Origin of the sequence: Porphyrobacter sp. CACIAM 03H1 (assembly GCF_002215495.1) — a bacterium.
In the GTDB taxonomy this organism is placed as follows: domain Bacteria; phylum Pseudomonadota; class Alphaproteobacteria; order Sphingomonadales; family Sphingomonadaceae; genus Erythrobacter.
Map to the genome: position 1 here is coordinate 1,168,039 of NZ_CP021378.1, position 13,227 is coordinate 1,181,265.

Here is a 13,227-nt window from a genome sequence, read left to right on the forward strand (position 1 = left end):
TGCCGCTGCCGATCTCAGAAGCGGTAGGCGAGCCCGAACTGGAACTGGCGCGGCGGGGCGGCATTGCGCTGCACGAAATCCGCGCCCCCGCCGAACTGGATCTGGTTCGAGGTGGTCGCGGCGTTTGCAAAGCCGCTCTCGTTGTTGGCATTGAACAGGTTGAACACGTCCGCGCTTGCCTCGAGCCTGCCGCCCGCGACCGGCAGGGCATAGCGGACCCCGAGGTCCACCGTCGCCGACCACGGCAGGCGGGCGGAATTGCGCCGTTCGCCCGGGTAGCGGTCGGAATTGCCGAGGTAGTTCTCGCCGAAGCTCGCGCCGTCGCCGTTGAGGTCCTGCGTCCCGAAAATCCGCGCGTCGGGCACCAGATTGACCGGCTGGCCCGACTGGAACAACCCAACCGCAGTCAGGGTCAGCCCGTCCGTCGGATAGAGATAGCCCACCGCCGAGATGACGTGCCGCCGGTCGTTCGCCGAGGGGCCCCATTCGGCGGCGAAGTCGTTGCTGTTTGCGGCGCGAAAGTTGATGTCGTCGGTGTCGTTCCTGAGGCGCGAGAGGGTGTAGCTGACACGGAAGGCGTAATCGTCCTGCCTCCGCAGCTTGATGGCCTGAAGGATCAGCGCGAGGTATTCGGCCTCGCCGTCGGTCTCGGAGACGGTGATCTGCCGCGCCCCGCCTGCCACCAGCGGGATCGGGCGCGAGGCGTCCGCCGCTCCTTGAGAGCGCACCAGCCCGAGGCTCTGCGCCAGGGCGAACCTTGCGGCATTGTCGGGCAGGGCGCGCAGCGCCGCGATGTTCGCCTCGGTGAGGTTCGCAAGGTTGGGCGTGAAGGGCGCGGGCGCGTTGAGATCGCGCAGGCGGACGAGGTTGTGCGAGCGGCTGTAGAGCGCGTCGAGCGACAAGGTGAGCGTGCTCGATGCGGCGAACTGGTAGCCGCCGCTCACCTGCACGCTCCACGGGTTGTCGTAGCCGGTGGGGCTGAGGATGCGTCCCTCGCCGAGCGTCGCGGTGTTCCTCAGCGCCTGCACCTCGGCCGGCGTCGGGCAGGCGCTGACGGTGGCGCAGGGCGGCGCGACGGTCAGGTTGCCGTCGAAGGTGATCTCGGCAAGGTCGACGCCGGCCGGGATCGCGCCCCGCGCCTGCAACTGCGCAAGCTGGCTCAGGAAGCCCGGCGAGGTGGTGTTGCGCTGGAGCGCGTCGGAGATCACGGCGTAGGACAGCTTGCCGGTGAAGATGCCCGCCCCGAAGCGCACCGATGAGCGCGCATCGGGCTGCCAGTTGAGCGCGAGGCGCGGCGCGATGTTGTCGGTATCGCCGCTGCCTGCACCGCGCTCGGTCAGGGTGTCGTAGTCCCAGCGCAGACCCAGCGTGGCGGTGAGGGTGGGGGAGAGTTCCCAGGCATCCTCGAGATAAAGCGCGACCAGCGTCTGCGAGGTGCCGAAGCTCTGCGGGCGCAGCTCGACCGCGTAGTTCGCCACCGCCGGATTGAGCGCCAGCACGTCCTGCGCGGAGAGCGCGAGGCCGCGGCCCGCAAGGCCGGCGAGCTGTGCGCTCGTCAGGTCGACGGTGAAGTTGCCATCGGGATTGCCCCCGCCGAGCAAGGCGAAGTCCGAGGCGATCACGTCCACCCCCGCGCTCAGCCGGTGCGCGCCCATGTCGCGGGCGAGGCGGTGGGTGGTCTGCCAGGTCTCCTCGAGGCTGTCGAAGACATAGCCCGGATGGCCGACCACCGCCGCGACGAGGCCCGACGGCCCGCGCAGCGTCACCTGCGGACCGGGCGCGCCCGTCGCCTCGCCATAGTCCCAGCGGAAGCGACTGTACTGGAGGGCACCGTCATAAGACCATTCGCTCCCCGCATGGCTGGCGGTCGCGGCCACCAGCGTGGAGAAGCGGTCCTGTCGTGATCCGGCCGAGGGGAAGGTCGCATTGCCGCCGCCCAGCGCGCCACCGGGCCGGTGGATGGTGACGCGGCCGAGATTGCCCCTGAGCCCGAGTGTCCAGTCCTCGGTCAGCCGGTGGTCGAGCCGCAGCGATCCCAGGTGGAAGCGGTTCTCCCCCGTGACCGTGTCCACGATCCCGAGCTGCGGCGCATCGACGATCTGCGTGTTGCGATCGGCGGTGAACTCGTAATTGGCGTAAAAGAAGGTCCGGTCGCGCTTCAGCGCCCCGCCTGCGGCGAAGCCCGCCTGGTAGCGTTCGAAGCTCTCGCCGACGGGGTTGCCCGACAGGTCGCGGCGCGGGAAGGGAGAGGGGGAATCGAGCGGCCTGCCGGGCCTTACCAGCGTATAGGCCTCACCCGTAAAGTCGTTGCTGCCCGAGGGGGTGGTAAAATTGACTATACCATTGGCGGTCCGTCCGTAGGCGGCCGAGTAGCTGTTCGCCAGCACCGTCACCTCGCGGGTGAAGCCCAGCGGCACGGGAAACTTGATCCCGCCGAGGAAGTTCTCGTTGTTGTCGAGCCCGTCGATCAGGTAGTTGGTGTCGAGCCCGTTCGAGCCGTTGATGGAGATCGAGGGCGCCTCGGGGAAGAACCCGGTGGAGGGGACGACATTGGGCAGGCGGATCAGCGCGCCCAGCACGTCGCGGCCTTCGATCGGCAGGGCGACCAGCTGCTCGCGGCCGAGCGATGCGGAAATCTCGGCATTGGCGGTGTTGAGCCCGGTGATCGCGCGCGCGGCGGTGACCACGATGCCGGCATCGCCCACGGGCTTCAGCTGGAGGATCACGCTGCGAGTGAAGTTGGCGCGCAGGTCGATGGCCTGCGCGGCGAGCGGCTCGTAGCCTGCGGCCTCTGCGACCGAAACCCGGTATTCGCCTGCGGTCGTCACCCCGTCGAGCCGAACTGCGCCCCGCGCATCGGTGGCGAGCGTGCGGGTGAAGCCGATCGCGGCGTTGGCGATCACCACCTCGGCCCCGGCGACGGGCGCGCCCGCGGCATCGACCACCGTCACCTCGATCCCCGCCTGCTGCGCCATGGCGGCGGGCGCACCGATCACGCTGGCAGCCGCCAGAGCGGTGCCCCCAAGGCCCGCGCGAAACTGTCCGGCCTTCATTCTCAACCCCCTGGCCCGTTCCCGGTGCGCCCCTCAGTCCGCCATTCGCGGGCGGCGCGCCTTGGGTTACACGCGCCGCTAAGGCAACCGCTTTCGCGAAATCGCCGGGAGTGGCGCCGCGTCTGCACGGGTTCTGCACACGAAACGCGCGGCATCTCCACCGCGGCCGCCATCGGGCGCGCATACGGGCCTGCCAGAGCGGCGGCGACAACCCTGCACAGGAGAGCCCATGCCGTCCGTCACACAGCCTGCCTCGCCGCGCTTCAGCTTCCTCGCCAAGCTCGCCGCCGCCGCCGTTCTCGTCGCTGCGGGCGACGCGATGCTCTATGGCTTCGAGGGCGGGTCGATCATCGGCGCTTTCGGCTTGCTGTGGCTCGCCGTCATGGTGCTCGCCCGCCCGGCGGTGCGCCGCGCGAGGGGCGGGTGGATCGCGATCGGTTGCGCGGCGCTGTTCGCGGCGATTTGCGTGATCGAGCCCTGGCCGCTGCCGATGATGCTGTTCCTTGCCGCGATCGGCAGCGCGGCGCTGCTGGTGCGCCATGTCTTCGACAATGCGCTGCTGTGGACGGTGCGCCTCGGCTTCCTCGGCCTGCGCGCGCCCCTCGGGGTCGCGGGCGACCTCTGGCGGCTCGCCAGCCTGCCCGGACGCAGCGGCACGTCGGCGGCGGCGCTGGTGCTGATGAACCTCGTCCTGCCGCTGGCGGGCGGGGCGCTGTTCCTTTCTCTCTTCGCCAGCGCCAACCCGGTGCTGGGGCAGGCGCTCGGCGCCTTCCGCCTGCCCGACATGTCGACGCTGATCCTGCACGCCATCCTGATGGTCGTGATCCTCGGCTTCACCTGGCCGACCCTGCGCCCGCGCGCGCTGCGGCTGGCGGGGGGCGAGTGGGCGCTGGCGCGCCGCCTGCCCGATCCGCCGGTCATGATGGCGTCGATCACGCTCGGCGTCTTCAACGCGGTCTTCGCGCTCCAGAACGCGCTCGACATCGCCTTCCTGTGGAGCGGCGCGCCGCTGCCCGAGGGCGTGACGCTGGCGGAATATGCCCATCAGGGCGCCTACACCCTGATCGCCACCGCGCTCCTGGCCGGCCTGTTCGTGCTGGTCGCGCTGCGCCCGGGCGGAGTGCTGGCGCGCCACGCGGGGGTGCGCCGGCTGGTGCTCGCATGGGTGGCGCAGAACGTGCTGCTGGTCGCCTCGAGCATGCTGCGCCTTGCCGACTACATCGCCGCCTATTCGCTGACCGAGTGGCGCATCGCGGCGCTCGGCTGGATGGTGCTGGTGGCGAGCGGGCTGATGCTGGTGTGCTGGCGCTTCCTGACGGGCAAGAGCCTCGCCTGGCTGATCAACGCCAATGCGATCGCCGCCGGAATCGCGCTGACGCTCGCTGCCGCCGTCGATCTGGGCGCGGTGGCGGCGCGCTGGAACGTGGACAACCTCCGCGATCCGGCCAAGCTCGACATGTGCTATCTCGACCAACTCGACGGGGCCGCGCTCATCCCGCTGATCGAGCTCAGCCGGGCGCCGGTTCCCCCGGCCATGCAGGACAGGGCGCTGTATCTCGCGCATCAGGCCCGCGCGAACCTCGAGCAGCGTCAGGCCGACTGGCAGGAGTGGACGCTGCGCGGGGCAGGGCGGCTCGCCCGGGCCGAGGCGCTGCTCGCGGGCGACACCCGCGTCCCCGCCCCGGCGCCCCATTCGCGCGCCTGCGGCGGCGAGATCCTGCCCCGGCCCTTCACCGCATCTCCCGCATTGACGCCGCAGGAAAACCCGTGATCTTGGACAGCATGGAGCGCACCATCCTTGTCGTCGACGACGATCCCCACATCCGCCAGCTGCTGGTCTTCGCGCTCGGCAAGGCGGGGCTGAGGGGAATCGAGGCCGGCGACGGCGAGGAGGCGGTCGCGCGGATCGCCGCCGAGGCGCCCGATCTCGTCATCCTCGACATCAACATGCCACGCATGGACGGGCTCGAGGTGTGCCGCCGGGTGCGGGCGACCAGCAGCGTGCCGATCCTGTTCCTGTCCTCGCGCGACGACGAGATCGACCGGGTGCTGGGGATCGAGCTGGGGGGCGACGACTATGTCGTGAAGCCCTTCTCCCCGCGCGAGGTGGTGGCCCGCACACAGGCGATCCTGCGCCGTGTTGGCGGTGGCGCAGGCGGCCCCACGCCCGCTCCCGCGCCCGAAAGCGGGGTTGTAACGCACGGCTGCCTCAGCCTCGATTCCGAAAGCTGGCGCGCGCACTGGCAGGGCACCGAGGTGCCGCTGACCGTGACCGAGTTCTCGATGCTGCGCGCTCTCGCCGCACGACCGGGCAAGGTATTCACCCGCGACGAGATCATCGACCGGCTGCACGGCCCGGGCTTTGCCGTCACCGACCGCACCATCGACAGCCACATCCGCAACCTGCGCGCCAAGTTCGCCGCGGTCGGGGCCGAGACCCTGATCGAGACCCGCGCCGGCATCGGCTACGCGCTCGGCCCCTGCACGGCATGATCAGGGTTGCGAAGGACTGGATCAAGGCGCGCTGGCCGCGCCTGCCGCTGCGCACCATCCTGTTCGCGACGCTCTTCACCGTCGCCGCCCTGCCGGGCTTCGCGGCGATGTTCCTGCGGGTCTACGAGAACACGCTTGTGCGCCAGACCGAGGCCGAACTGGTCGCGCAAGGCGCGGCGCTGGCGGCGGCCGCGGCGGCGGGCTGGCCGGGGGCGGAGGCCGGGTCCCTGCCCGACCCGCGCGATGTGCACCCCGAACTGCCGACCATCGACCTCAGCAGCACCCCGATCTTCGAGGAGCGCCGCCGCCCCTGGCCGATTTCCATGCCGCCCGATCCCGCCGCCGTGGTCGCCGCGCGCGCGCTGGCGCCGGTGGCCGCGCGCACGCAGCAGGTGACACTGTCCTCGATCGTGATGCTCGACCGGCAGGGGCTGATCGCTGTCGAGAGCCGGGTTGCGGGGCAGGGCAGGAGCCTTGCCATGCTGCCCGAGGTGCGCGCCGCGCTGTCGGGCACCCCGCGCACCGTGCTGCGCCGCAACGCCGCCTATCGTGCGGGGTTCGATCTCGAATGGCTGAGCCGCGCCGCGGGTCTCAGGGTGCATCACGCCCGGCCGATCGTCGTCGAGGGCAGGGTGGTCGGCGTGCTGCTGCTCGCACGTCCCGCCCGCGCGCTGGTGAAGGGGCTCTATGCCGACCGCGGCAAGATCGCCTTCGGGGTGGCGGTGATCTTCGGGATGCTGGTGGTGCTTTCGGGCGTGCTGTCGCGCGGGATCGTCCGGCCGGTCGAGGCGCTCGCCCGGGCGAGCCGTGCGCTGGCATCGGGCCGTCAGGAGGACATTCCCGACCCGCCGCCGACCGCTGCCGCCGAGATCCAGGATCTCTATGCCGATTTCGCGCGCATGGCCGAGGCGATCGAGCGGCGCTCGCGCTATCTCAGAGATTTCGCCCATGCGGTGAGCCACGAGTTCAAGACCCCGCTGTCGGGCATCAGGGGCACGCTGGAGATCCTCGGCGATCACGGGGCGAGCATGGCGCCCGAGGAGCGCCGGCGCTTCCTCGCCAATGCCGATGCCGATGCGGCGCGCCTGTCGATGCTGACGGCGCGGCTGCTGGAACTGGCGCGCGCCGATCTTGCCGGGGCGGACCCGGCGGCGCGGGCCGATCTCGCCGCGGTGCTGCGCCGCCGCGCCGATGCCTGCGCGCCGGACTTTTCCGTGGTGGCCGATCTGCCCGAGGACTGCCCGCCGCTGGCGCTGCCCGAGGCCTCGCTCGACGCCATCGCCGGGGCGCTGATAGACAATGCGCGGGCCGCAGGGGCGGGGCGGATCACCTTTACGGCGCGGGCCGAGGCGAGGGCAGGGCTGCTGCGGATCGCCGCCGAGGACAACGGCCCGGGCATCGCCGCGGCCGACCGGGCTCGGATCTTCGAGCCGTTCTTCACCACCCGCCGCGCGAGCGGGGGGAGCGGGCTGGGCCTGCCGATCGTCCTGTCGCTGGTCGCGGCGGCAGGCGGCGCGTTGCGGCTCGACGAGGCGGGCGGGGCGGGGGAGACAGGCGCGCGCTTCGTGCTTGAACTCCCGATCGCGGGAAGGGGCGATGCGGACCGGGTCTAGACCCTGCCCGATACCCTCTCGACCGGGACAAGTGCCCTCTTTGCAACGATTTACGTGGAACAACCTGTCCGGTCATGGACAAGCGGGGCGGCTTGTTGTCTAAGACGCAGGACATGGCCCCCTCCGACCCCCACGCCGCGACTGCCGCCGGCACGCTGCACCCTCTCGCCTGGCGCGATTGGGAACGGTCGGGCCGCAGCATCTCGAGCGCGCCGCGCCAGATCGGCGGGGCGATCGTGCAGCGCTGGGAAAGGAGCGCCCGGCGCATGGTGCAGCCGCCGCTCGACCATCACTACATCGTCCTCCACATGGGCGGCGCCAAGCGCATCACCCGCCGCCGCCGCACCGAGACCGTGGTACGCGAGGTCGAGGACCGGGCGCTTTCGACGATCGAGGCGGGCTCGTCCTACAACTGGCTGACCGAAGGGCCGGTGGCCTTCGGGCACATCTATCTCGAACCGGGCTATTTCGCGCGCGTGATCGGCGAACAGTTCGACATCGATCCCGCGAAAGTCGCGCTGCACGAGGCCTTCGGCGAATTCGACCCGCTGCTCAGCCGCCTCCTGACCGCGCTGGTGCGCGCCTCGGAGAGCGACGATCTCGCCCTGATGGAACAGGAATGGCAGCTCGAGGCGGCGCTTCACCGCCTGTTCGAGCGGCAGGCCGTGGCCGGCGCGAAGGACAACCGGATCATCATCTCGCCCACCAGCGTCGCGCGGGTGAGGGACTATATCGCCGCCAATCTCAGCGCCCCGATCGCGCTCGACGACCTTGCGGGGCTGGCCGGATACAGCCGCTTCCACTTCGCCCGCGGTTTCCGCGCGGCGACGGGCCTTCCGCCCTATGCCTACATCCTGCGCGCGCGGATCGCGCTCGCCTGCCGGCTGCTCGACGAGGCGCGCCTGCCAGTCCACGCCGTCGGGGACGCGGCAGGCTTCGCCTCGCACCCGCAATTCGCCAGCCGGTTCCGCCAACTGACGGGGATTTCCCCCAGCGCCTATCGCAAGATCATGCGCTGAGGGATCCCGGCCGGGCCTAGAAGCCCTTCACCAGTTGCACCGTGAAGCCTTCGCGGAAGAAGGACGAAGTGTTGGCGAGCGGGATCTCGATCCCCGCCAGCAGGAACAGGTTGCCGCCCAGATGGGTGCGGACCCCGGGGGTCACCGACACGAAGCTCGGCCCGCCCTGAAACTCGCGCCAGGTGCTCGCGACATACCATGTCAGGTCGCCGAGCGGGGCGCGGTCGTGATCGGTGACGGTCTGGCCGATCGCGGCATTGAGGATGAAGCTCTCCGGTGCGCCGCTGTCGGGGAAGTCGTAGGCGACACGCCCGCGGAAGGAGAACCCGCCGCCCACGTCGGTGAACAAATTCAGTTGCGGCTGCGCGGCGAAGACCTCGTTGCCGAAGCTGGCCGAGCCGGTCGGCAGGCGCCAGCCGACGCCCGCGTTGAGCGAGACATTGCGGGTCTCGACCAGCATCAGCTGGGTGTTGAGGGTGACATCCCCGAAGTCCGACGCGCCGCCCCGGTCCTGATAGAAGGGCACCTCGAGCCCTGCCCACAGCCGGCGCGAGAGGGGCAGGTGGAAGCGGGCGAGGCCCTGGTGCAGATCGTCGCCCGGCGCGTCGACATAGGTGTAGGCGAGGTGCACCTCGCGGGTGAAGAAACCGTCGGCGGTGCCGAGCCAGCCCTGCCGGGGCGCTCCGCTTTCCCCGTTGGGAACGGGAACCCAGCCGGAGAACAGCTCGGTGCCGAAAGGCTCGGTGCCGAGCGGGGTCCAGCCCCCGTCGCCGGGCGCATCCTGCGCGGCGGCGGCAGCGCTTGCGGTGGTCAGCACGATGGCCTCGGCGGGCGTTTGCGTGCCGGGATCGGCGGTCTCGTCCTCTGCGGCAGACACCGGCGCTGCCGCGAGGCCGGCTGTGATCAGGAGAGCGAGGCGGAGGGAAGTGGGGGACATGATCGTGGCTCCTTCGTCAGGGGACGGGAGCTCTCCATGCGCCTTGCGAAGGGGTGCTTCTTGTCAGGAAGCCGAGGCTTTTTTGCAGAATGCGCGGCATCGTGCGCGGGGCTTGTGGCGGGCCCTCAGGCGCGCACCGTGCGGCGGTAGCGGCCGGGCGGAATGCCGACCTCGCGGCTGAAGGCGGCGGTGAAATGGGCCTGGTTGGCAAAGCCGCATTCCAGCGCCAGTTCGGCCAGCGGCATGGCATTGTCCGCAAGCAGCTGCCGCGCCCGCTCCAGCCGCCGTGCGCGCAGGAAGTGGTAGGGCGTCTCGCCGGTCGCCAGCTTGAACACCCTCAGGAAATGGTTCGCCGAAAGCCCTGCCGCGCGCGCCAGGTCGTCGAGCCCGATGCTCTCGTGCAGGTTCGCCTCGATGAAGTCGATCACCCGCTTGAGCTTGGGCGGGGAGAGGTAGATGCGCTCGTTCGGGGCAGTCGCGGGGCGCCCGTCGCTCGTCACCAGCAGACCGGCGATGGCGCGCAGCAGCCCGTCGATCATCAGCCGCGAGCCGAGGCTCGGGCGGCGCAGCTCGCCCTCGATCAGGCCCATCAGATGCGCCACCCGCGGCAGGTGCCGGCCCACGATCGGCGCGAGGGAATCGGTGCCCTTGCCCTCGCTTTCCAGCAAGGCGGCGATCACACCGGGCCGCAGGTACAGCACGAAAGAGCCAGCCTCGTGGTCGAACAGCAGCCGGCTGTCGGCTCCTGCGGGCAGGAAGCAGCACAGATCCCGGTGCAATGCCATTTCCCGGTGCGTGCCGCAGAAGTCGATGCCGAACCGGCCCGATCCGCCGCGATTGACGATCAGCGCGTCCCAGTCGTCCTCGGCCGGGCAATCGGCGATCAGCTCGACCGTGCCGCTGGTGAGGGTGCGGTAGTGACGCATGGCCACCATCGGCAGCGCCCCGGTATCGAACAGCGTGACATCGGGCGCGGCCGACCAGTGGATGCTGCGCAGGAAAGCCGGACTATGATCCGGTGCGGCGACATGAAAGCGCGGGTCTTCGGGCAGTGCCATCGTCGTGCCTCCCAGCATCGGCCCCTTCCCGGTCATTTCCGCGAAGTGTACGGACCGATTGACGCCCGAATATTACGTGCGCAGATGACAGTTGAACAGGCGAGCGGGGGCTTGTGACGACAAATGCGCAAGATATCGAAACCATCCCGAAGGCGTAAGAAGGTTAGCTGCAGAGGCTGAAATGGCGGCCTTTATTGCAGGACGTCGTAATCGTCCTCGTCCATCCTCAGCGACATGGCCGGACGGATGTCGACCGTGGCGAGACCGGCGGCGACCAGCGGCAGCTCGGCAATGGCAGCGCGCATTTCCTCGGGGCTCTGCACGCAGAGCAGGGTGAGCTCGTCCCGGTCGGTGCTGGCAAGGGCGAGGATGAAGCGGCCGATCCGCGCCCAGTCGAGCAGCGCCTGGTATTCTGCGCTGCGGTAGAAGCTGACCTCGTCGCTGACGGCGGCAGGAGCGATCCGCAGGGTGACGAGCGTGATCGCCATGTTCGGCGCGAGCAGCCCCTTGGGACGACCCGAAAACCACTCGATCCACCTCAGCCAGGGCATGTCCGGGGATACCTTTCGGCGGTGTTCCTACCCCTGCGCCGGTCGGGCGGCTTTCGAAATCTTGCGCAGGAGCGATCCGTGCGGCGGACGCCGGGGGATGTCAATCGCCCGTGACAGCGAGAAACCGAAAAACGCGTGGGGTTGCGAAAGAAGGGCGATGGCGCGGGGCGCATCAAGGCCTTGCGGCGATCGGCAGGCGCCCCTTCCTGCCAGACCACAAGGAGCAAGTGATGCGCAAGTTCAGAAACGCTTTGGTGGCGGCGGGGGCAGTGCTGGCCCTTGCCCTGCCGTCGGTCGGCCATGCCGATGTCGTCGTGCGCGGCAAGGAAGGAAAGCCGCTGGACGAAATCCGCGAGGCGCCCGCCTCGATCGCGGGCGACCTCAAGACGATCGTCGCCCAGCCCTCTCCTTCCGAAGTGGACGAGAAGCTGCTCGGGCCGGTGCTGCTGATGAAGTCGGCGCACATCGACCTCGAGAAGGGCACCGCCACCCTGCCGCTCAGGCGCGGCAAGCTGCCGAACGGGACGCCGGTTTGGTTCATCCTCACCGATGCGACCGACGACAACATCGCCGAACTGCAGGGCCTCGCCTACTCGCCCAAGCTCGCCTTCGCGCTGACCGGCAAGGCCACGCGCCGCGCGCGGATCGAGCAGGACGGGACCTTCAGCTTCGCCAGCGGCAGCGTCGACTTCAAGCCGGTGCTGAGCATCACGCCCGGACCGGCGAATGCACCCTTCCCGCCCAAGGCCTTCCAGCCCGGATCGGTGGGCGATGCCGACTACACCCCGCTGGTCTATGTCGAGAACTCGGCCAAGTCGATCATCTACAACGCCCCCGTCGTCAGCCAGGCGAGCGAGGCGGAGCTCAACCAGATGTGCGGCGGCAAGGTCGATTACAGCAAGGTCCACGACAAGGTCGCGAGCATCTGTCCGCGTGACGGGACGGTCACGATCAAGCTGACCCTGGGCTTCACCTTCGACAAGCCGATCTTCTACCTTTCGACCGAGGCCAACGACCCGCTTGTGGCGAGCCTCGAGAACGCGACCTTCACCCCGGCGATGAAGGACCTGCCCTTCGCTCTGGAGGACGCCTCGCCCGGCGAGAGCGCGGAGCGGATCGTGGTGGTGGTCAACGGGCCGACCGGCAAGGACAATCCGCACCGCCAGGGCCTCGTCAGCGCGCTGTCGGGCGAGGGCGGGCCGCTCAACATCCTCGGCGGCATTCCGACCATCAACCTCGACTATTCGCCGATTTGGCGGCTGTTCCCGGCGGTGTGGACCGACGAGGCGATCCAGAAGGGCTACCGCTACCGCATGACCAGCGCGCTGCAGGCCGCCGAGATGAGCCATCGCGGCTATCTCAAGAGCCTCGACGGCGGGGATTTCCGCGCGGTCGGCTTCATCGTCAATTGTCCGGTTGTCTACCGGATCAACTGAGGCGGGACACGGCCTTGTCGTCCCCACGGGTCATGCATCATCCCCCCTCCGGCATGACCCGAGCCTCGCGCCGGGAAGGACTTGCCCCCTTCCCGGCGCGCCCCTTTTCCGCCCGCGGGGGAGGTGCGCGATCACCGGAAAGGACCGCGCGATGCGTGCGCAAACTCCCCCGTTCCCGGCGCTGGCCGGGCTTGCCGCCATGCTGCTTGCCACACCTGACCTTGCCGCTGCCGAACCGGCGGATGCACCGGTCAGCGTGCAGGAAGACCGCAGCGGGAGCGCGGTGGAGGACGAAGGGCTGCGCGATCTCACCACCGACCGCCCCGACGTCACCGAAAGCCCGTTCACCGTCGATGCCGGGCACTTCCAGCTCGAAACCACGCTCTTCGGCCATACCCGCACCCGCGCCGCCGGCGGGGAGCCGGCTGCCGACATCTACGAGTTCGGCACGAGCAATCTGCGCATCGGCCTTGCCGACAATTTCGAGATCGGCATCGTCTGGCAGCCGTACGGCATCCTCGATCCGCGCGGGGGCGGCGCCGCCACGCGCGGGGTCGGGAGCGTCGATCTCAGGGCCAAGCTCAACCTGTGGGGCAATGACGGCGGCACCACCGCGCTGGCGCTGCTGCCCTATGTCACGCTGCCGACGGACGGCGCCAACGGCATCGGCGCGGCCGAGACCGGGTTCGGGGTGATCGTGCCGCTTGCGATCGACCTCGGCGGCGGGTTCGGCCTCGGGCTCAACGGCGCGGCGGATTTCACCGGCGGGGCGGAGGGCAGGGGGCTGGATGCGGCGGGCCTCGTCTCGGCCTCGCTGGCGCGGGCCTGGACGGACCGGCTCGGCAGCTATGCCGAGGTGGTGTGGGCCTTCGGCGAGGCAGGCGCGCCGGGCGATGTGGTCACGCTCAACACCGGGATTACCCTCGCGCTCGGCAGGGACTGGCAGTTCGATGCCGGGATCAATGTCGGCGCAACGCGCGCGGCCGACCGGCTCACCAGCTTCATCGGCCTCTCCAAGCGCTTTTGACGAGGTGAAGAATATGTAGCATACGCTACAAGAAGCGGGA

General features: G+C 69.8%; 10 protein-coding genes. 6 read left to right on the forward strand and 4 right to left on the reverse strand.

Annotated features, from left to right (window positions below):
• Window positions 1-14: 14 nt before the first annotated feature.
• Window positions 15-3,053 carry a TonB-dependent receptor gene (locus tag CBR61_RS05685; RefSeq protein ID WP_088913490.1) on the reverse strand — a complete coding sequence of 1,013 codons (3,039 nt, stop codon included), beginning with the start codon at window positions 3,051-3,053 and terminating at the stop codon, window positions 15-17.
• Between the two features lie 229 nt (window positions 3,054-3,282).
• Between CBR61_RS05685 and CBR61_RS05690 the strand changes: the two genes are divergently transcribed.
• The 4 genes from CBR61_RS05690 (at window position 3,283) to CBR61_RS05705 (ending at window position 8,178) form a co-directional block, all read left to right on the forward strand.
• Window positions 3,283-4,824 carry a DUF4173 domain-containing protein gene (locus tag CBR61_RS05690; protein ID WP_088913491.1) on the forward strand — a complete coding sequence of 514 codons (1,542 nt, stop codon included), beginning with the start codon at window positions 3,283-3,285 and terminating at the stop codon, window positions 4,822-4,824.
• On the forward strand, window positions 4,821-5,546 hold the full coding sequence (locus CBR61_RS05695; RefSeq protein ID WP_233996877.1) for a response regulator transcription factor: 726 nt from the start codon (window positions 4,821-4,823) through the stop codon (window positions 5,544-5,546). The genes CBR61_RS05690 and CBR61_RS05695 overlap by 4 nt, the downstream gene beginning before the upstream one ends.
• Entirely contained in the window at window positions 5,543-7,159 is a 1,617-nt protein-coding gene (locus CBR61_RS05700; RefSeq protein WP_088913493.1) for a sensor histidine kinase, read from the forward strand. The genes CBR61_RS05695 and CBR61_RS05700 overlap by 4 nt, the downstream gene beginning before the upstream one ends.
• Window positions 7,160-7,272: 113 nt before the next feature.
• Complete coding sequence (locus CBR61_RS05705) at window positions 7,273-8,178, forward strand: helix-turn-helix transcriptional regulator (RefSeq protein ID WP_157696511.1); 906 nt, start codon at window positions 7,273-7,275, stop codon at window positions 8,176-8,178.
• Between the two features lie 16 nt (window positions 8,179-8,194).
• Here CBR61_RS05705 and CBR61_RS05710 read toward each other — a convergent pair whose 3' ends face one another.
• From CBR61_RS05710 to CBR61_RS05720, 3 genes are all read right to left on the reverse strand, one after another.
• On the reverse strand, window positions 8,195-9,115 hold the full coding sequence (locus CBR61_RS05710; RefSeq protein ID WP_088913495.1) for a transporter: 921 nt from the start codon (window positions 9,113-9,115) through the stop codon (window positions 8,195-8,197).
• A 125-nt stretch (window positions 9,116-9,240) separates the two neighbouring features.
• Complete coding sequence (locus CBR61_RS05715) at window positions 9,241-10,173, reverse strand: helix-turn-helix domain-containing protein (protein WP_157696512.1); 933 nt, start codon at window positions 10,171-10,173, stop codon at window positions 9,241-9,243.
• 191 nt (window positions 10,174-10,364) lie between these two features.
• Window positions 10,365-10,724 carry a hypothetical protein gene (locus CBR61_RS05720; RefSeq protein WP_088913497.1) on the reverse strand — a complete coding sequence of 120 codons (360 nt, stop codon included), beginning with the start codon at window positions 10,722-10,724 and terminating at the stop codon, window positions 10,365-10,367.
• 230 nt (window positions 10,725-10,954) lie between these two features.
• Here CBR61_RS05720 and CBR61_RS05725 point away from each other — a divergent pair, with 230 nt between their 5' ends.
• Window positions 10,955-12,160 (forward strand): hypothetical protein, encoded by a 1,206-nt coding sequence (locus tag CBR61_RS05725; RefSeq protein ID WP_088913498.1) that lies wholly within the window; start codon window positions 10,955-10,957, stop codon window positions 12,158-12,160.
• A 151-nt stretch (window positions 12,161-12,311) separates the two neighbouring features.
• Window positions 12,312-13,187 (forward strand): transporter, encoded by an 876-nt coding sequence (locus CBR61_RS05730; protein ID WP_088913499.1) that lies wholly within the window; start codon window positions 12,312-12,314, stop codon window positions 13,185-13,187.
• Window positions 13,188-13,227: the final 40 nt, after the last annotated feature.